This window comes from Bacillus cereus group sp. BfR-BA-01430, from assembly GCF_022663115.1.
Classification (GTDB): Bacteria; Bacillota; Bacilli; order Bacillales; family Bacillaceae_G; genus Bacillus_A; species Bacillus_A cereus_BD.
Window position 1 is genome coordinate 222,603 of sequence record NZ_JAKUEW010000001.1, and the last position, 17,968, is coordinate 240,570.

The window sequence follows — 17,968 nt, forward strand, 5'->3', positions numbered from 1 at the left end:
GCGACTTAGGAAAATATGTGCAATAATTGCGTTAACTTTTATTTTCTTTCTACAAATGATGCCGTTTATGGCGTGGAAAGTCTCGGCTAGTGTCGGCAGTTTAAATCCAGGTAGTTTGAATCCAGGTGGCCTAAACGCTGGTAGTTTGAATCCAGGTGGCCTAAACGCTGGTAGTCTAGATCCAGGTGAATTAAACCCCGGCAGTTTGAATGGAGGGAGTTTAAACGCTGGTGGACTAAATCCTGGCAGTTTGAATGGAGGGAGTTTAAACGCTGGTGGACTAAATCCCGGCAGTTTGAATGGAGGGAGTTTAAACGCTGGTGGACTAAATCCCGGTAGCTTGAACGGAGGAAGTTTGAACCCAGGTGGATTAAATCCCGGTAGCTTGAACGGAGGAAGTTTGAACCCAGGAAGTTTAAATCCCGGTTCTATTCATGTTGACCCAAACTTAAACCCAGGAACGATTTCAAATCCTGGAACAATTGCAAACCCTGGTAGTACGAAAGGTGGAAACTCGAAGTCTGGTGAAATGACGGATGGTGAGATTGAAGCTATTAGTTGTCTTCAACCAACCATCACTTGTAAGCAAATTCAAGATAGTATTTCCATGGCTAAAACTGGTATAGATGTAGGAAAACATCAAATAGGTTATGGTAATGATAAAAATAAAAATATATTTTCGAATTTAACCGGTATGGATGAGGGGACCCTTGATAGAAATAGGAAAATAAGAGAGGCAAGAACAAAGTCAATACTAGATGTAGGCCGTACTGCAGGGAAATTGCAAGGTATTGATGCGATAGAATTTGGGTCAGATGGTTATGACATATATAATAATTATAAAAGTGTCAAGGGAGCAAAAGCAGAGGGCACAGAATATAACTCTATAATATCTAAATTGAATGAGGCAAAAGGAGAACATGCAACGAAACTCGGAAATTTAGATAGCGAAAAAAATATTCTAAGTGATCTCCAAAATAAAATTAGTCAAGAGAAATCTAAAAAAACACAATTAATGAAAGAGTTGCAACAAAAGTATAATAATGCAAGAGCAGCTGGGAATTCTGCAGAAGCTTCAAAAATATTAGGTGATATGTCTTCTCTTGAGCAGAAATATTCAAGAGAAATAGCAGTTTTGGAAGGGAAGATTGTAAACAGCGGTACAAAGGTTGCAAATCTAACTCATGAGCTTGGGAAGTTAGAGGAAATCATTAAAGCTGGAAGTAAAGTGAAATGGCTCGCACACTTCAATGTAGGTACTTCTGTTGTATCTGGCGGTTTAAGTGCTGTGGATGCGTATGCTAAATTTAACCAGGCGAGTGAAATTTATAAAAAAGATGGGGCTTCCGATGCGTTTCGATCAACAATGGGAGACGGTGTTTCTTCAGTTGGTGAAACGATTTTTGCTGCTGGAGAGGTGGCACTTCTAGTAAATCCAGCTGTCGGAGCTGGAATCATGATTGCAGGAGCTGGAATATTTGCAGCAGGTGCACTTTATAAATGGCTTGCGAAAAAAGGTTATGATAAAAAAATATATGAAGGTACGAAAAACTTCTTTAAGAAAATGGGAGATGGCTTTAAAAAGTTAACAGGCTTGTTTGGATAAAGCATTTCTATAATAAGAAAGTATAACGATCATGATTATACTTTCTTGTTTTGTTATATACGGTACTTCATCTGGAGGAGAAAGAATGCAAAAACAAGATGCGAAAAAAATTACCCCTACGCCAGAAGTGTGGAAAACAGCAAATGGTTATAAAAAAAAGTATTATTCAGCTGTATTTATTTCATATGAAGAAACAGTGAGTTTATGGAATTCATATGAAGAAAATGGCAACAAATATTTTCGATTTATATTTTCTAGAGGCTCAAAAGGAGGCTGGAGAGGAACACTTATTGTTAATGAATATGGACAAGTTATTTCACGAAGAGAAGCGGAGAGAATTGAAAGCATCATAATAAATTATAAGAATTATTTTGCCACTCTTACACCTAGTCTTGAATTACAACCGTTATGCGTAAAATTGAAACAACATTTAGTTGAATTGATCATTATGTTACAGCAAGAAGAAAAAGAGACTTCCTTTATTACTGAAGTATTAAAGTGTATTTTGGATATCATGGTAGAATTCGATAAGTTTATTGAATTTTTAGAGGCAAGAAGTGCATTAACATGTAAGTTTAATGAACCGATTGATACGGAGTCTTATGATGTTGCGAAAGAATTATTAAAATATCATACGCATTATTTGTTTGAGATGGAAAAACTGTATATTTCAGCAAGAAAAGAGATACAGAGATGCAAAAAGGAACTGACGAAAATGAATCTAGAAAATAAAAGGGAGGTCCTTAGCTGTATATCTAAATTTAACAGTGGTATTACATATACCAAGTGGTTGTATCATATGAAGAAATATAGAGCCGAAATTCGATATCATAAAGTATATGAAGGTATTTCACAGAGAGAAGAGTTAGCACAGCATATTATAAAGGTTAGTCAAGAACAGTTTCATAAAGAGTATAAAAAGAAGTTACGTAATTAGTGTGAGGGATAAAAATGGGATATATTGTTGGGATGTTACGGAAAGATGTAGAAGAGTACGATTCATTGGCAGATGTCATGAATAGTGAAAAAATAGCAAGATTGCTTGATGTAATAAAACAATATGGGAATAGCTTTGTTCCAAATCGAATAAAAACAGAGTTCACTTCGATAGATTCATCCAATCCTTTCGAAATGCAAGTAGAACACCTTTTACAAGAAGCAGCTTTTGTCAAAGGGTTCGGAACATCGGAGTGGATAAAAATAGATGAAAGTGGAAAAGAAGTCTTTCGAATGTACCAAAAACGAGATGCCATCTATTTTATAGCGGATGCGAATTATTTGATGCAACCTGAAAAGAATGATTTGGAATGCTTTTTTAAGATGTTTAAAGAAATAGCGATTCAGTTAGATTTCCAAATCGGTGTCATTGGTTATAATGCGTTTTATTTGTTTACGTTTTTTTGGAGAGGGCAAATTCCAAAACTGGAACATTATATTTTGGCTCATAAAGGTTCAAGCATAGGTGGAAGGTTAGAGACGCATTTTGATTATAATTATGAAGAGCAATGTGAAAAGTTATCTTTTAAAGTAAATAAAATAGATTCCTATTATGAAGTTTTTTTATCAGATTCTATTACTTCCCCTGTGAGCAATAAGGTGGAACAAGAGTTTGTATATGAAGTGCTTTATGGTAAAAGTAGATCATTAATTCCATATACACTAACAGGAAAGTTAATGAGTAAACATTTAGAGAGGATGGTAAATAGATGATGGGTAAATATGTACATGAGTATTTCGAATTGTATAAAGAAAACTTTCAAAGTCTGATTTTATTAACGATAATCGTTATTTTACCTATGTATGTATTGACGGAAATCCAACCAATTATTTTTGAAGTTCGAACGGCGTCTGATCAAATAGGGATGTCCGTTTATAATGTATTTATTTCCGTGTTGTTTGCTACTTTAGGGGCAGCTCCTCTTGTCTATTTTTTGACAATTGTTGATGAAGAGCAGCGTCCTTATGTGAAGACGTGTCTCTTTTTCTTAGAATACGGATTCGGTTTTTTTGTATATGTCGTGCTATATAGCTTTTTATCTGCAGCAGGGATGTTGTTGTTCGTTTTGCCAGGAATTGTAATTATGGCTGCGTTGTTTGCACCTCCGATCATAATGTGCTTTAAAAATGAAGGTTTGTGGAAGAATGTTAAGTTTGCTATGCACGTTACAAAATCAAATTTCTTTAAAATTTTATTTATGATTATAGCAACCGGAGGAATTGAATTACTCATTAAATATGGAATCAATTTAATTGTACAGGCAGTTTCTCCTTATTATGCAACATATGTATTACTGAATTTACTTGTTAGTATGTTACTTTTTCCATTTTATTGTTGTATATATAAAGTTAATTTTGAAAAGTGGGCGTTTACAAAGACATTTAAAAAGGAAAAAAGAATAGTCATTTAAAGCACTGGGAGGGGGAGAGTAGTGAAGCGCTTATTCAAAAATGAAGAAGGGTCAGCAACGTTAGAATTTATTGGAATATTACCAATTGTAATTATATTTTTTGTTTTTTTATGGCAATTTTCTCTCGTTACATATAGCTATTTTCTAGGCCATAGCGCAGCAAACGAGGCAGCTAAAGTATATTCGATAACCGGGAATAGTGCGAAAGCAAATTCAATTATTAAAAAAGCAATCGGTACCAATTCAAATAATTTTTTGTCTTTAAAAGATAGCGAGATTACCTCGCCGAATAGTGAAGGAGAGTTTAAAGTTAAGGTGTTAACACACTATAATATTAAGATTTTACCGGATTTTTTAGAAACGGAAATACCGCCAATTGAAATGAAGCAAGAAGTAGCAAGTCAGGTGATTGAATAATGAGGAAAAATGAGAAGGGAAATGTAACATTATTTACACTTGGGTCTTTAACTGTCATTGTGTTAGCTTTTGCGATGATATATGGTGCATCTACAGTATTAACGATGAAGCAAAAAGCAACAACGGCTGCGCAGCAAGCGAGCTTAGCTGCAAGTGATGAAATCGTGAATGGAATCATACCGATAGCTGAGTCTTTTAGTGCATTAGATCCTCTTTTAAAAGAAAGATATGTAAAGAAATATTCTGAAATTAGTGCGAAAAAGCTAGATTGGGGGGAAGGAGCGAGGAAGAGAAAAGCATGGAGTGAAATATTAGCTGAAGGGGGATTTTCTCCAGAAATGCAAACGCAATTGATGGAAAGTCTACCCCATAGCCAAGCTAGAGCAGAGAAAAAAGCGGAAGCAATTATAAAAGCAAATGGTGGAAAGTTTCAAGGGATTGCGTGGGGAAAAGATGGCATGCAGAAGGTTTTTGTAACGGCGTCAGTTGATGTTGGGTTTCAATTTGTCGATAAGTTATTGAAAGAGAAAAGAAAGTTTACAATTGATTCGGAAGCTGCGGGACCAGATTTACCATTTATAAACTCAATCGGCTCATTGACATCTACATATAATAAATTGAAACACAATGGACAACCATTATTTTAAATAGGAGATTGAAGCATGATATATATTTTACTTACCATATGTGGAGTAATAATTGGATACGGATTAGAATGGTTTTCTGTTTTTTCCCTTCAAGGAAGAGAGTTTACCCGTATGAAATATGGCAAACACTGTACAGCAGTTGTTTCAGGAATACTTTTACCTTCGTTATGGTATATTAGCGATTCATTTGAGGCGTTTATTATGGCAGCTGTATTGGCAATATTGATGATTATTGTCACACTGACAGATATGATGGCAATGCTTATTTTAAATAAAACGTTACTTTTATTTGTATTTCCGATTATTATACTGAGAAGTATATTCCCGTTAGAGAACGGTCTAGTTTCTTCTATTTCAGGTGCGCTTCTTGCTTTTGGAATTTTAGCTGTACTGGCGATTGCTTCAAAAGGACAAGTGGGCGGAGGAGATGTGAAGCTTTATACGTTACTTGGTTTTTTCTTTGGGATGAATGCTATACTTTTACATTTATTTCTTGCTTGTATACTCGCAATTGTAGGGACGCTATGCCTCATTCTTTTGAAAAAGAAGCAGCGTACAGATGCGATTTCTTTTGCTCCTTATATTGCATTAGCAAGTATGGTTATGATTATTGTAGGGTGAAAAACTGTTCTGGAAAATAAGAGGGACGGTTTTTATTTGTATTGAGATGATATAGTCATAAAAATCGCCTTCCTTTCATACAGTGAAATTAACAAGGCTTGTCTAAAAGAAAGGAAGGAAGAAAAGTGGAAACTTTACCATGGTGGATTTATCTTGTGATTATTGGAATTGTCGTAAGTGGCTACATGGTTTTATATACTTCGAAAAAAGAGCAAGAAATAGATCATGAGTTTATTGAAAAAGAAGGCGAAATATATATGAAACGTTTAGAGGAAGAACGGGAGCGCCGCAATCAAGACAATGATAAGGATTCTGTGTTACTATAAGCGTAAGTGGATAACGAATAGGTTATCCACTTTTTTCATGGTCCTAAAAGATACAAGATATTCGACAAAATCAGACAAAAAAAGATGTGAATTTTTTATGAACTAGCTATACTATAAAGGTAGAGAGGAAGGTAGAGCTTAAATGGAATTTCATGAACAAAAAATTTTACCAGCAGTAAGGCAAATTAAAGACTTAGAAAAGCTTGTGCATAGTTCTTATGAGTATATTGTCATTTTAGATATTCATATTGGACAATTGAAAAGTGTTGTGAACTTAGCGAAGCAATATGAGAAAAAGGTATTTTTACATGTTGATTTAATTCATGGATTGCAAAGCGATGGTCATGCGACAGAGTTTTTATGTCAAGAGTATAAGCCATATGGGCTTTTATCGACGAAGGCAAGCGTGATTATGAAGGCGAAGCAAAAAGGCGTTGTAGCAATTCAGCGCATCTTTTTAATCGATTCAAGTGCGATGGAAAAAAGCTGTCATCTGTTAGGGAAAACAAAACCGGATTATATCGAAGTGCTTCCAGGAGCTTTAACAGGTGTGATTGCGGAAGTAAACGAACGCACAGGAATACCGATTTTAGCCGGTGGTTTTATTCGTACGGTGGCTGATGTAGAAAGGGCTTTAGAGGCTGGTGCGACAGCAATTACAACGTCGAAAAAAGAACTATGGAAACATTTCCAAAAAAAGTGACGAAAATGTGAAAGAAATTCGTTGACACCGCTTTCATTTGCAGTTAACATTATAGATAAGTTAATAAACGTGACGGAGAAAAAGAAGAGATCCACATTTTATTGTTTCTATATTGTTATATAGAGGCATGTAGGCTGTGGGTCTTTTCTTTTTGAAAAAACGAATGGTCATTCATTTTCTCTCCTTCACATTGTAAACGTTTAATTTGATTGTGGAGGGATTTTATGTCAGCATTTTTAGGAGAGTTAATAGGGACAGCGTTATTAATCGTTCTTGGTGGCGGTGTTTGTGCTGGGGTAAGTTTAAAGAAGTCGTTTGCTAAGGATTCTGGCTGGATTGTCATTACAATGGGTTGGGGCTTAGCGGTTGCAGTAGCAGCATATGCTGTTGGATCTATTAGTGGGGCGCATTTGAACCCTGCATTAACAATAGGACTGGCATTTAAGGGAACGTTCCCATGGAGTGATGTTCCAGGATATATCGTAGCACAAATGATTGGGGCAATAATCGGTGCTGTTATCGTATATTTACATTACTTACCGCATTGGAAAGAAACGGAAGATCCAGGAGCAAAGTTAGGTGTATTTGCAACAGGACCAGCAATTCCAAACACATTTGCAAACCTTCTGAGTGAAATGATTGGTACATTCGTTTTAGTATTTGGTATATTAGCAATTGGTGCAAATAAATTTGCAGATGGTTTAAACCCATTTATCGTAGGGTTCTTAATTGTGAGTATTGGTTTATCATTAGGTGGAACAACGGGATATGCGATTAACCCAGCACGTGATTTGGGACCTCGTATTGCACACTTCTTCCTTCCGATTGCAGGAAAGGGCGGATCAAATTGGAAGTATGCATGGATTCCGGTTGTAGGACCGATTTTAGGCGGATCGCTTGCAGGTGTATTTCATCAAGTTGTATTTGACGGAAAACAAAATACAGCACTTATATATGTGGTGATTGCAACGGTTATTATACTAGCAATCTCTTATATAGCAGGTAAAAAGAACGGAAACGATACAAATAGTAGAAAAGTAGCATAATAGGGAGGAAACAAGGATGGAAACATATATTCTTTCATTAGATCAAGGCACAACAAGTTCACGTGCCATTCTGTTTAATAAAAAAGGAGAAATCGTTCATTCTGCTCAAAAAGAATTTACGCAATATTTTCCAAAGCCAGGTTGGGTAGAGCATAATGCACAAGAAATTTGGGGATCCATTCTAGCGGTTATCGCAACTTGCTTAAGTGAAGCGGATGTGAAACCAGAACAAATCGCTGGTATTGGGATTACAAACCAACGTGAAACAGCAGTTGTTTGGGAGAAGGCAACTGGGAAACCGGTTTATAACGCAATTGTATGGCAATCTCGTCAAACAGCTGAAATTTGTGAAGAGTTAAAAGAAAAAGGATATAGCGATATGGTTCGCGAAAAAACAGGTCTTTTAATTGATGCATATTTCTCAGGTACGAAAGTAAAATGGATTTTAGATAACGTTGAAGGTGCAAGAGAACAAGCAGAGCGCGGTGAATTATTATTCGGTACAATTGATACATGGCTTGTATGGAAATTGTCTGGTGGTAAAGCACATGTAACAGATTATTCAAATGCATCACGCACATTAATGTTCAATATTCATGATTTACAATGGGATGATGAATTATTAGAAATGTTAACGGTGCCAAAGAGCATGTTACCAGAAGTACGTCCGTCATCTGAAGTATACGGTCATACAGTTGATTATCACTTCTTCTCTCAAAGTGTACCGATTGCTGGTGTGGCAGGTGACCAACAAGCAGCGTTATTTGGGCAAGCGTGCTTCGGTGAAGGTATGGCGAAAAACACATACGGAACAGGTTGCTTCATGTTAATGAATACGGGTGAAAAAGCAGTTAACTCTAATCATGGCCTATTAACAACAATTGCATGGGGTTTAGATGGTAAAGTAAATTATGCGTTAGAAGGAAGTATTTTCGTAGCAGGTTCAGCAATTCAGTGGTTACGTGATGGCATGCGCATGGTTCATGATGCAAGTGAGAGTGAAGAGTATGCATCACGCGTTGAATCAACGGACGGTGTATATGTTGTACCAGCATTCGTAGGACTTGGAACACCATACTGGGATAGTGAAGTACGCGGAGCTGTATTTGGTGTAACACGCGGTACAACGAAAGAGCACTTCATTCGTGCAACGTTAGAATCATTAGCATATCAAACAAGAGATGTATTATGCGCAATGGAAGCAGATTCTGGCATTAAGCTGAAAACGTTACGCGTTGATGGCGGCGCAGTGAAAAATAACTTTTTAATGCAATTCCAAAGCGATGTGTTACAAGTTCCAGTAGAGCGTCCAATGATTAGTGAAACGACAGCGCTAGGTGCTGCATATTTAGCAGGGCTTGCAGTTGGATATTGGGAAAGTCAAGAAGAAATTAAAGCACAATGGGATATGGATCGAAGCTTTACACCAGAAATGGAGATGGAAAGAAGCGAAGAACTATATGCTGGATGGAAAAAAGCAATTGAAGCAACAAAAGCTTTTAAATAATCATAAACAGTGTTATAATGATGGTAAGTTAATAATTCGGTAGGAGATATGGAGAGACCATAACGCGCTATAGAGAGATTTCTATAGTGTTGTTTGTGGTCTCTTTTTTTCGTATCAAAGGGAGGAAATACCATGAAATTTTCAAGTAAACAACGTAAAGACGTATTAAAAGGTGTTCATAAACAAGAGTTAGATTTAATTGTAATTGGTGGCGGTATTACTGGTTCTGGTATCGCATTAGATGCTGTAACGCGCGGATTATCAACAGTTGTGTTCGAAATGCAAGACTTTGCAGCAGGAACATCAAGCCGCTCAACAAAACTTGTACATGGCGGTTTACGTTATTTAAAACAATTTGAAGTGAAGATGGTAGCAGAAGTAGGGAAAGAGCGTGCGATTGTATATGAGAACGGTCCCCATGTAACAACACCTGAGTGGATGTTACTTCCATTCCATAAGGGCGGTACATTTGGTGCATTTACAACATCAATCGGTCTTCGCGTATATGACTTCTTAGCAGGTGTAAAACGAAGCGAACGCAGAAAAATGTTTAGCCGTGAGGAAACAATGAAGAAAGAACCACTTGTAAAACAAGAAGGGTTAAAAGGCGGCGGTTACTACGTAGAGTATCGTACAGATGATGCTCGTTTAACAATCGAAGTTATGAAAGAAGCAATCGAGCACGGCGCAAAAGCTGTTAACTATGCAAAAGTAGACGGTTTCTTATATAAAGATGGAAAAGTATGCGGTGTACGTGTCATCGATTTATTAGATGGAAGCGTATATGAAGTTTACGGTAAGAAAATTGTAAACGCAGCAGGTCCTTGGGTAGATACACTTCGTGAAAAAGATAATTCGAAAAAAGGAAAAGTACTACAATTATCAAAAGGTGTTCACTTAGTTATCGACCAAAAACGTTTCCCACTTGGCCAAGCGATTTATTTCGATACACCAGATGGACGTATGGTCTTCGCGATTCCACGTGGTAACAAAACATACGTTGGTACAACTGATACATTCTATGATAAAGATGCAGCGGTACCAAAAATGACAACAGAAGATCGCGCATATATTATTAAAGCGATTAACTATATGTTCCCAACTGTGAAAATTACAGAAAAAGATATTGAATCAAGCTGGGCTGGTGTTCGTCCGTTAATTTATGAAGAAGGTAAGAGCGCATCTGAAATTTCTCGTAAAGATGAAATTTGGACTTCTGATTCAGGCCTAATTACAATCGCTGGTGGTAAGCTAACTGGATATCGTAAAATGGCAGAAATGGTTGTTGACTACGTTGCATCTTTAATGCAAAAAGAGGGTCACAGTGCATTACCAAAAACAAAAACGAAACATATGCCAATCTCTGGTGGACATGTAGGTGGTTCTGAAGGATTACCAGCATTCGTTTCGAAAAAAGCAGGAGAAGGTACGAAATACGGCTTAACAACTGAGCAAGCAGAAGCATTTGCGAAATTCTACGGCTCTAACGTTGATGTTCTCTTTAACTTAGCAAAAGATTTAAAAGAGGATGCAAAAGAATACAACATGCCATTAGACGTCCTTGTACCGCTTGTATACGCAATGGACTATGAAATGACAGCAAAACCTGTCGACTTCTTTGTACGCCGCAGAGGAGCTGTATTCTTCAACATTCAATGGGTATACGACTGGAAAGAGCCTGTGATTGCATACATGGCTGCAAAACTAGGCTGGACGAATGAAGAAACAGCAAAATATACAGCGGAATTAGAACAAGCATTAAAAGACGCTGCTGTGCCTGTAGACGAACAAAAATAAGCAGCATTATCTAAATAGCAAATTGTGATAAAAAGCGCTTAGAGGGAGGAAATAACTCCTTTAGGCGCTTTTTTTCTTGTTTATGCTGTTTTATGGAATTTTACATGTTAATCTCATTTTTTTAAAGAAGGAGCAATCATATAAACGATAGCAGGATGATGAGAGAAGGAAGTATATGAAAAGGAAGGCGAAAGTTGATGAAAGATAAAGTAATGTTATCTTGATCATTTCTTCCGCAGCGTCTCCGCACAAATGAAACATTTAGAGTGAGGATAAACGACAAAATCTATTATATTTCAAAAGAAATTAAAATTTTTTATACTTTTTTATCGTTTTTTTGTTATAATAGCATACGGGTTAGGGGAAGAGTTTGCATCTTCCCGTGTGTTTTTTATCTGCATCTAGCTTTTTGCTGGATGCTTTTTTTATAAGTGGATAAAGCGACTGTAGTATGAAAAAAACTGCCAGGCACACCTGGCAGTTTTTTTGTTATTTTTTCTCTTTATCAGCTTTTGGAGTTTCGAAGATATCTTTTAAGTCTTTATCTTCAATCTTCACATCCGCTTTTTTCACTTCTTTATTTTGGAATTCGTTTAAGAATTGTGGATCTTGTAATTTCTGCTGAGCGATTTCTTTCTTGAGTGATGCTTTTTCTTCTTTGAATGGTTTTGCATCTTTAATGTCTGTTACTTTAATAATGTGGTAACCGAAGCTAGATTTTACAGGCTCGCTTACTTCATCTTTTTTCAGTTTGAAAGCAGCATCTTCAAATTCTTTTACAAGAGTACCTGGTTTTAATTCACCTAGGTCGCCGCCTTTCTCTTTTGATCCTGGATCTTCAGAGTATTGTTTCGCTAAATCTTCAAAAGATTTACCTTGTCCAAGCTCTTCTTTCACTTTTTTCGCAGTTTCTTCATCTTTTACAAGAATATGTTTTGCGAATACACGTTTATCACGGTATTTCTTCTTTGCTTCCTCATCAGTGATAGATTTTTCAACCGCTTTTTCTTGAGCTAATTGAGCACGTACGCTTGTTTTTAATGTTTCTTCTTTAATACCTTGTTGTTTTAACAATGTATCAAATTGATCGCCGTATTGCTTTTTAAATTCGTCGTATTTTTTATCAACGTCTTTGTCATCAACTTTGTAGTTTTTAATAAATACCTTTTCAACAATCATGTTGCGTAAAACTTGTTTCCCACCTTGTTGCTTTAGTGATGCGTAAAGTTCATCTTTCGTTACGTCACCAGCTTTAGAGGTTGCGATTTTATCAGATGACCCACATGCTGATAAGGCAATTACACTTGTTGCTGCTAAGGCAAGCATAGCTTTCTTCATTCAATAAACACTCCTACTGTTATGTATTTTTCATTTATCCTGCACAAATGAACAACATGATGTTTGTTCAAAAGAGCCAAGGTTAAGCTTTGCTGATTTCCCGCCTTCTTTACGATGTAAAAAAGCATACTGAACAGCGCTTACTGAGGCTGAGGATAAAGATTGTCCGCAGGTAATCTTTTTATAGTATAGGCAATATGTACAAAATTTAATATATCATATTTTGAGGTCTTTTCCTATTGATAAAGAAAAATTGCTTATTTGTTTAAGGAAATTGTCAGATTCGCAAGCGGGTACCACTTTTGGGCACATGTGCATATAAAGAAAGGAGGAGGCGGATGAGGAATGAATTCTATGCTTATTTTATTGCTTGTACTGTTTATTTTATTAGTTATAGTAGGTATAATTTGTTTATAGAGGAAAAAAGTGAGGAAGGGGCTTTCCTTCCTCACTTTCAATGAAATATAATTTCTATATAACTAGAAATTAATAGAATCGTAATACATACATTCATAATCCGAAACACACCTGGTTGGCGGCTCTCGGATATTTGTTTTTGAACACAAAGTGTATGTGTCATGAAATTTGTATAGAATAGAACAATAAGTGCAAATGTGACAAAAACGATTTCTATAAGAGTCACGAGGAGATACCTCCTTTTGGCCAAAATACATATACTTTTATATATTGTATCATACGATATTTTGTTCGTGTTATAAAATTCAGAAATAGAAGACTTTGGTTGGAAAGTGAGGGAGAAAATGGACGTTGTAAAAAGACTAGAACAAGCTGAATATTATGTAGAACTTCTCTTTCGAATGATTGATGAAGATAAGTGTCCATTTTATTCTTTAATTATAAAGAAAAAAGCACGTAAAAAGGATGTTGAACGTATACTTAATCTTTGTGAAGGATTGAACAATCAATATGTAGAAGAGAAAAAAGAAGGTTTACTTTTGTTTGATGCTCTCTTAGATCAATTCGAAAAAGCGCTTCCACATCAGCTCGAAGTAACCGAAACTGCGGAAGCGCTTTTAAAACAAGGATTATTTCAGCCGCTTATGGAAGAATTTTTACGCATCATAGCGAAAAGATAATCCGGCTTATTTTTTCATTAATTTTTGTTCCTGCTCTGTAAAGTTTTCTTCAATATTTTCTAATGATTTCTCAAAAATATCAATAAAGTCTTGTCCGTAAATATTTCTTAAAATCGCAATTAATTCGATATTTTCCGGGAATTTCCCGTAAAAATTGCGAAGGGCGAGTGCGCCGTTAAAGACAGAATTATTTTCAGGGTTATACTCCTCCATTAACTTCAGTAGTAATTCTTCCCCTTTTTCTGTAATTTCAATATACGTATTTCGTTTATCATCTTCTTTTTTAGAAAATACGAGATAGCCGCGTTCTTCGAGCTTTTTAGAAAAGTTAAATGCGGTTGATACGTGCATAACTCCAAACTTAGCAATCTCTGAAATAGAAGCTCCTTTTAAATGATAAGCGATAGATAAAATATGATGCTCATTGATGTTTAAATCATAAGGTTTAATCCACTGTTGCCAATCTTTTTCTACAGATTTCCATAACGCCTTCGATAACTGAGCAATGCGCTGACTAAAGATCATTGCCTCTTTTATCGAATAGTCTTTTTCTCCACTTTTCATTTACTCACCCACTTTAACATTCTTCATTAGTATCTATTATGCCAGTAAAATAAAAATTAATAAAGTACTTTTGTGAGAATTATTAAAATTTTTCGGAAAAGTATGTGTATGTGCAAATCATGCATAAATGTAGAAGGGGTTTCAAGGGGAGAATTGCGGTATCATCTTATGTGGTACAGGCTAACAGATATTGTAAATGCATAAAAACACGACATATCTATTTGATATGTCGTGTGAGATTCAAACGATATACAAAATATTTGTTATATGCAAAAAACTACACATGTCATATGTTTTACGCTTTTTCTGGAACGGCTTGTTGTAATTTTTCAATCGATCTTTGAATATCTAAAATTTCTTGCTCGATATGACGTTTGTTATGTGAAATATCTTGTTTCCAAGAAGAAAGCGTATCTTGCATATCCTCTTTTAATTCTTGAAAGACTTCTTTTCCTTCTGAAGCTGTTTCAACAATTTGGCGTTTTAATAGCTTTGTATCAGCAGTAATATCAGCTAGCGTCTTTTTCATATCGCCGCCTTTTTCTTTTAGTTTGCTGCGCATATCTTTACCAGAAGAAGGAGTGGAAAAGAGAACAGCTAGTCCAGCGACAGCTCCGCCACAAATAACACCTGTTAGAAAGGATTTAGCTTTTGACATAAAAGGAGACCTCCTTATTTTTTGTTCTTATTCATGATGTACAAAAGTATGCATATGCTTAAGACAAGGGGGGAGAAAAGTGAAAATCATGACGACTCTTTGTTTTATCATAAGTCTTTTCTTTCTTGTGCGTGCTATGCATTTACTTTTATTTGTAAAGCAAAAAAGATCATATCCTCCAGCATTTTGGGTGAAAAAACAAGCCATGCAATATATGTCGTTTGGAGGAATTGGCTTGCTATGTACTTTTATGTTTTATGTCTTTTTCTAGCCTTAATTATTTTACACGATTTGCAATGGTACTTGCGATATTTTGTAATGTTTCCATTGTATATTCATTTTGATGTGATTTCCAAACAGCACCGAAACCATCGTTGTCACCGTAGCGTGGAATTAAATGAAGATGGAAGTGGAATACAGTTTGTCCAGCTTTTTCACCATTATTATTTAATAAATTGAAACCAACTGGATTAAATTCTTCCTTAATCGCATTTGCAATTTTAGGTACAGCAGCAAAAATGTGCGATGCGATTTCTGGTGTTAACGCAAAGATATCCTGCTTGTGTACTTTCGGAATAACAAGTGTATGTCCTTTTGTTACTTGGCTAATATCTAAAAATGCAAGTACATGTTCATCTTCATATACTTTTGAGCACGGAATTTGTCCGTCAATGATTTTGCAAAAAATGCAATGATCCGCTGTATGATTCATTTGTTTCATCCTTTCAAGTGGTCTTAGCCGTATTTTACCATAATTACATACGAGAACAAACACGAAAAACAGGAAGCTGACTCAGCTTCCTGTTTTCTGAAGAGGGATTGAAAAAGCATTGTTTATCATTTACCTTTCGCAGACACCTCATTTATTTAAGAAATGCACGGTAATTCGGCTAAAGTTTCTGCCGTAGACACCCCATTTACGAAGAAATGAAATTGCAATCTTAGCTTAAATGAAATTGTTTATTTTATAAAACAGTATCGACTCTCCTCGAGACACCCCGTTTCTAAAATAAAACGTACAATCTGGATCGTGTAAATTTTCGTTGTCCATGATGGACACCCCATTTCATGATGATTTTTATCTTCATCAATTGGTGGTTGCTTTTTCAATGTATTCCTTCTTCACTCATTATCATGTCCCGTTTTACAGAAGATATGTAAAGAAAAGAAAAATTTTTTTTGAAGAAATCGAAACTATGTAGGATGTTGTGATTTTTGGTAAGATGAATATAGAACAATTCTTAGGAAAGAGAATAACTATAACGAAGAAAGTGGTGTCGTATGAGCGAGTTATTACGTGTAGAAAATGTTACAGGAGGGTACACGAAACGACCTGTTTTAAAAGATGTTTCGTTCTCTGTTCAGAAAGGTGAATTAGTTGGTTTAATTGGTTTAAATGGGGCAGGGAAAAGTACGACGATTAAACATATTATCGGTTTAATGGAACCGAAAAAAGGAGCGGTTACCATTCATGGGAAAACGATTCAGGAAGATATGACGGCATATCGCTCTAGTTTTTCGTTTATTCCAGAAACACCTGTATTATATGATGAGTTAACGTTAGAGGAGCATTTAAAGTTAACGGCGATGGCGTATGGTGTAGAGGAAAAACAATATGAAGAGCGCATTAGAAAACTTTTAAAAGAATTTCGCATGAATAACCGTTTAAAATGGTTCCCATCTCACTTTTCAAAAGGGATGAAACAAAAGGTTATGATTATGAGCGCATTTCTTGTTGAGCCGTCACTGTATATTGTTGATGAACCATTTGTTGGACTCGATCCTTTAGCGATTCAATCGCTGCTTCAAATGATGGACAAGATGAAAAAGAGCGGTGCGGGTATTTTAATGAGTACGCATATTTTAGCGACAGCTGAGCGTTATTGTGATTCTTTTATTATTTTGCATCAAGGGGAAGTAAGAGCAAAAGGAACGTTATCAGAGCTTCAAACGCAATTCAATATGCCAGGGGCAACGCTAGATGATATTTATATTGCGCTAACAAAGGAAGAAGACTATGAATAGTACGGCATTATGGAAAGAGCGATTTAGACATTTTTTAAAGGAAGTTCGTACATATAGTAAGTATGTTTTTAATGATCATCTTAAGTTTATTTTTGTATTTATAATTGGGGCAGGTGCATTTTACTACCAGAAATGGCTAGAAACATTAACGCCGTCATTTGAGACAGCCATTGTGATGGGAATTGTGCTTGGATTTGTGCTAACAGTAGGATCGATTCAAACGCTGTTAAAAGAAGCGGATCTTGTGTATTTACTTCCGGTGGAGGAAAAACTAAAACCGTACTTTACGAAAGCCTTCTTCTTTACATTTATGATGCATCTTTATGTCATTGCAATTGTAGCAGCCGCTCTTGCACCGTTATATTTTCAACAAATGAAACAAACGGGCGGGACTTACATATGGATTGTAGTCATACTTCTGTTCGTGAAAGCATGGAATTTATTTGTCACATGGGAAAAGTCCTTTTTAACAGATCAAAATATGCAGCGCGCGGATTGGTTCATTCGTTTTCTATGTAACGGCTTGTTCGTGTATTTTCTTATTGAGCATACTTCACTCATTTCTGTCGGGATCGTTTTAGCTGTTATGGTGATTTACTTACTTATAATTCATCAAATGGTAAAGAGAAAACCGATGAATTGGGAATATTTAATTGCTGAAGAAGGAAAGAAAATGATGCTTCTGTATCGCATTGCGAATATGTTTGTCGATGTTCCGGCGCTGAAAGAACGAGTAGCGCGCCGCAAATGGCTTGATTTTGTTCTTTCTATTATCGGTGAAAAACGTACATATCTTTATTTATATACGCGTACCTTTTTAAGATCAGGCAACTATTTTGGCTTGTATATTCGTTTACTGGCAATTGGCGGAATTCTTCTTTACTTTATTCCGTTTTTATACGGACGTTTCATCGTAAGTATTGTGTTTTTATATTTAATCGGTTATCAGCTACTCAGTCTTTGGAAACATCATCGCTTAAAAATTTGGCTGGACTTATATCCGGTAGGGATAGAAGAGAAGAAAAAAGATTTTCTGAGCCTACTGCGCATGATTTTATGTAGCGGCAGCGTTCTATTTACGATTCTATTCGCCTTTGCCACAAAAGATATAATCATGACTTGCATTTTATTTGTCGTTAGCATCGCTTTTAGTATTGTGTTTGTCAATCAATACAGTGCAAAGCGCATTGAACGATTAAGCTGAAAGG

General features: G+C 35.9%; 22 protein-coding genes and 1 pseudogene. 17 read left to right on the plus strand and 6 right to left on the minus strand.

From position 1 onward, the window contains the following. The first annotated feature begins 67 nt into the window (after nucleotides 1-67). From MR058_RS01160 to MR058_RS01215, 12 genes are all read left to right on the plus strand, one after another. Entirely contained in the window at nucleotides 68-1,606 is a 1,539-nt protein-coding gene (locus MR058_RS01160) for a hypothetical protein (RefSeq protein WP_242142079.1), read from the plus strand. A gap of 85 nt (nucleotides 1,607-1,691) precedes the next feature. After that, nucleotides 1,692-2,543: a hypothetical protein gene (locus MR058_RS01165; protein ID WP_242142081.1), complete on the plus strand. Its 852-nt coding sequence runs from the start codon at nucleotides 1,692-1,694 to the stop codon at nucleotides 2,541-2,543. Between the two features lie 14 nt (nucleotides 2,544-2,557). After that, complete coding sequence (locus MR058_RS01170) at nucleotides 2,558-3,316, plus strand: hypothetical protein (protein ID WP_242142084.1); 759 nt, start codon at nucleotides 2,558-2,560, stop codon at nucleotides 3,314-3,316. Further along, entirely contained in the window at nucleotides 3,313-4,014 is a 702-nt protein-coding gene (locus MR058_RS01175) for a YciC family protein (protein ID WP_242142085.1), read from the plus strand. Before MR058_RS01170 ends, MR058_RS01175 begins: the two co-directional genes overlap by 4 nt. Nucleotides 4,015-4,035: 21 nt before the next feature. Continuing rightward, entirely contained in the window at nucleotides 4,036-4,431 is a 396-nt protein-coding gene (locus tag MR058_RS01180; RefSeq protein ID WP_242142087.1) for a TadE family protein, read from the plus strand. Further along, a complete protein-coding gene (locus MR058_RS01185) occupies nucleotides 4,431-5,078 on the plus strand; it encodes a pilus assembly protein TadG-related protein (protein WP_242142089.1) in 648 nt (215 codons plus the stop codon). The genes MR058_RS01180 and MR058_RS01185 overlap by 1 nt, the downstream gene beginning before the upstream one ends. Nucleotides 5,079-5,093: 15 nt before the next feature. After that, complete coding sequence (locus MR058_RS01190; RefSeq protein WP_242142091.1) at nucleotides 5,094-5,699, plus strand: prepilin peptidase; 606 nt, start codon at nucleotides 5,094-5,096, stop codon at nucleotides 5,697-5,699. 125 nt (nucleotides 5,700-5,824) lie between these two features. Beyond that, nucleotides 5,825-6,025, plus strand: a complete 201-nt coding sequence (locus tag MR058_RS01195; protein ID WP_242142093.1) for a sporulation YhaL family protein — start codon at nucleotides 5,825-5,827, stop codon at nucleotides 6,023-6,025. 142 nt (nucleotides 6,026-6,167) lie between these two features. Continuing rightward, nucleotides 6,168-6,728 (plus strand): glycerol-3-phosphate responsive antiterminator, encoded by a 561-nt coding sequence (locus tag MR058_RS01200; RefSeq protein WP_242142094.1) that lies wholly within the window; start codon nucleotides 6,168-6,170, stop codon nucleotides 6,726-6,728. A gap of 224 nt (nucleotides 6,729-6,952) precedes the next feature. Further along, a complete protein-coding gene (gene glpF / locus MR058_RS01205; protein WP_242142096.1) occupies nucleotides 6,953-7,774 on the plus strand; it encodes a glycerol uptake facilitator protein GlpF in 822 nt (273 codons plus the stop codon). A gap of 16 nt (nucleotides 7,775-7,790) precedes the next feature. Then, nucleotides 7,791-9,281 carry a glycerol kinase GlpK gene (gene glpK, locus MR058_RS01210; RefSeq protein WP_242142098.1) on the plus strand — a complete coding sequence of 497 codons (1,491 nt, stop codon included), beginning with the start codon at nucleotides 7,791-7,793 and terminating at the stop codon, nucleotides 9,279-9,281. Nucleotides 9,282-9,413: 132 nt separating this feature from the next. Next, entirely contained in the window at nucleotides 9,414-11,078 is a 1,665-nt protein-coding gene (locus tag MR058_RS01215) for a glycerol-3-phosphate dehydrogenase/oxidase (RefSeq protein WP_242142100.1), read from the plus strand. A 489-nt stretch (nucleotides 11,079-11,567) separates the two neighbouring features. Here the strand turns inward: MR058_RS01215 and prsA are convergent, their stop codons facing one another. Further along, nucleotides 11,568-12,416 (minus strand): peptidylprolyl isomerase PrsA, encoded by an 849-nt coding sequence (prsA, locus tag MR058_RS01220; protein ID WP_242142101.1) that lies wholly within the window; start codon nucleotides 12,414-12,416, stop codon nucleotides 11,568-11,570. Between the two features lie 281 nt (nucleotides 12,417-12,697). On the opposite strand from prsA, the pseudogene MR058_RS01225 reads away from it, so the two are divergent. Further along, nucleotides 12,698-12,833 (plus strand): annotated as a pseudogene (locus tag MR058_RS01225) (YjcZ family sporulation protein). Nucleotides 12,834-12,870: 37 nt separating this feature from the next. Here the strand turns inward: MR058_RS01225 and MR058_RS01230 are convergent. Continuing rightward, nucleotides 12,871-13,059: a hypothetical protein gene (locus MR058_RS01230; protein ID WP_041809508.1), complete on the minus strand. Its 189-nt coding sequence runs from the start codon at nucleotides 13,057-13,059 to the stop codon at nucleotides 12,871-12,873. Nucleotides 13,060-13,177: 118 nt separating this feature from the next. Between MR058_RS01230 and MR058_RS01235 the strand changes: the two genes are divergently transcribed. After that, entirely contained in the window at nucleotides 13,178-13,513 is a 336-nt protein-coding gene (locus MR058_RS01235; RefSeq protein WP_011983902.1) for a DUF1878 family protein, read from the plus strand. Between the two features lie 6 nt (nucleotides 13,514-13,519). Here MR058_RS01235 and MR058_RS01240 read toward each other — a convergent pair whose 3' ends face one another. Both MR058_RS01240 and MR058_RS01245 read right to left on the minus strand, forming a co-directional pair. Then, on the minus strand, nucleotides 13,520-14,077 hold the full coding sequence (locus tag MR058_RS01240) for an HTH-type transcriptional regulator Hpr (protein ID WP_242142103.1): 558 nt from the start codon (nucleotides 14,075-14,077) through the stop codon (nucleotides 13,520-13,522). Nucleotides 14,078-14,372: 295 nt separating this feature from the next. Continuing rightward, nucleotides 14,373-14,735, minus strand: coding sequence for a YtxH domain-containing protein (locus tag MR058_RS01245; protein WP_242142106.1), 363 nt, complete (start codon nucleotides 14,733-14,735; stop codon nucleotides 14,373-14,375). Between the two features lie 136 nt (nucleotides 14,736-14,871). Here MR058_RS01245 and MR058_RS23825 point away from each other — a divergent pair, with 136 nt between their 5' ends. Then, complete coding sequence (locus MR058_RS23825; protein WP_465038432.1) at nucleotides 14,872-15,006, plus strand: membrane protein YhzF; 135 nt, start codon at nucleotides 14,872-14,874, stop codon at nucleotides 15,004-15,006. 6 nt (nucleotides 15,007-15,012) lie between these two features. Here the strand turns inward: MR058_RS23825 and MR058_RS01250 are convergent, their stop codons facing one another. Both MR058_RS01250 and MR058_RS01255 read right to left on the minus strand, forming a co-directional pair. Continuing rightward, the gene (locus MR058_RS01250; protein WP_242142108.1) at nucleotides 15,013-15,447 is read right to left on the minus strand and encodes an HIT family protein; all 435 of its coding nucleotides are present in this window, start codon (nucleotides 15,445-15,447) and stop codon (nucleotides 15,013-15,015) included. A gap of 248 nt (nucleotides 15,448-15,695) precedes the next feature. After that, nucleotides 15,696-15,845 (minus strand): hypothetical protein, encoded by a 150-nt coding sequence (locus MR058_RS01255; RefSeq protein WP_242142111.1) that lies wholly within the window; start codon nucleotides 15,843-15,845, stop codon nucleotides 15,696-15,698. Nucleotides 15,846-16,016: 171 nt separating this feature from the next. On the opposite strand from MR058_RS01255, the gene ecsA reads away from it, so the two are divergent. Both ecsA and MR058_RS01265 read left to right on the plus strand, forming a co-directional pair. After that, nucleotides 16,017-16,760 (plus strand): ABC transporter ATP-binding protein EcsA, encoded by a 744-nt coding sequence (gene ecsA / locus MR058_RS01260; RefSeq protein WP_242142113.1) that lies wholly within the window; start codon nucleotides 16,017-16,019, stop codon nucleotides 16,758-16,760. Further along, complete coding sequence (locus MR058_RS01265) at nucleotides 16,753-17,964, plus strand: ABC transporter permease (RefSeq protein ID WP_242142114.1); 1,212 nt, start codon at nucleotides 16,753-16,755, stop codon at nucleotides 17,962-17,964. Before ecsA ends, MR058_RS01265 begins: the two co-directional genes overlap by 8 nt. Nucleotides 17,965-17,968: the final 4 nt, after the last annotated feature.

Coding starts and splice junctions, on each gene's coding strand:
- MR058_RS01160 (WP_242142079.1), top strand. CDS start 68: ATGGCGTGGAAAGTCTCGGCTAGTGTCGGCAGTTTAAATCCAGGTAGT.
- MR058_RS01165 (WP_242142081.1), top strand. CDS start 1,692: ATGCAAAAACAAGATGCGAAAAAAATTACCCCTACGCCAGAAGTGTGG.
- MR058_RS01170 (WP_242142084.1), top strand. CDS start 2,558: ATGGGATATATTGTTGGGATGTTACGGAAAGATGTAGAAGAGTACGAT.
- MR058_RS01175 (WP_242142085.1), top strand. CDS start 3,313: ATGATGGGTAAATATGTACATGAGTATTTCGAATTGTATAAAGAAAAC.
- MR058_RS01185 (WP_242142089.1), top strand. CDS start 4,431: ATGAGGAAAAATGAGAAGGGAAATGTAACATTATTTACACTTGGGTCT.
- MR058_RS01190 (WP_242142091.1), top strand. CDS start 5,094: ATGATATATATTTTACTTACCATATGTGGAGTAATAATTGGATACGGA.
- MR058_RS01200 (WP_242142094.1), top strand. CDS start 6,168: ATGGAATTTCATGAACAAAAAATTTTACCAGCAGTAAGGCAAATTAAA.
- glpF (WP_242142096.1), top strand. CDS start 6,953: ATGTCAGCATTTTTAGGAGAGTTAATAGGGACAGCGTTATTAATCGTT.
- glpK (WP_242142098.1), top strand. CDS start 7,791: ATGGAAACATATATTCTTTCATTAGATCAAGGCACAACAAGTTCACGT.
- MR058_RS01215 (WP_242142100.1), top strand. CDS start 9,414: ATGAAATTTTCAAGTAAACAACGTAAAGACGTATTAAAAGGTGTTCAT.
- prsA (WP_242142101.1), bottom strand. CDS start 12,416: ATGAAGAAAGCTATGCTTGCCTTAGCAGCAACAAGTGTAATTGCCTTA.
- MR058_RS01235 (WP_011983902.1), top strand. CDS start 13,178: ATGGACGTTGTAAAAAGACTAGAACAAGCTGAATATTATGTAGAACTT.
- MR058_RS01240 (WP_242142103.1), bottom strand. CDS start 14,077: ATGAAAAGTGGAGAAAAAGACTATTCGATAAAAGAGGCAATGATCTTT.
- MR058_RS01245 (WP_242142106.1), bottom strand. CDS start 14,735: ATGTCAAAAGCTAAATCCTTTCTAACAGGTGTTATTTGTGGCGGAGCT.
- MR058_RS23825 (WP_465038432.1), top strand. CDS start 14,872: ATGCATTTACTTTTATTTGTAAAGCAAAAAAGATCATATCCTCCAGCA.
- MR058_RS01250 (WP_242142108.1), bottom strand. CDS start 15,447: ATGAATCATACAGCGGATCATTGCATTTTTTGCAAAATCATTGACGGA.
- ecsA (WP_242142113.1), top strand. CDS start 16,017: ATGAGCGAGTTATTACGTGTAGAAAATGTTACAGGAGGGTACACGAAA.
- MR058_RS01265 (WP_242142114.1), top strand. CDS start 16,753: ATGAATAGTACGGCATTATGGAAAGAGCGATTTAGACATTTTTTAAAG.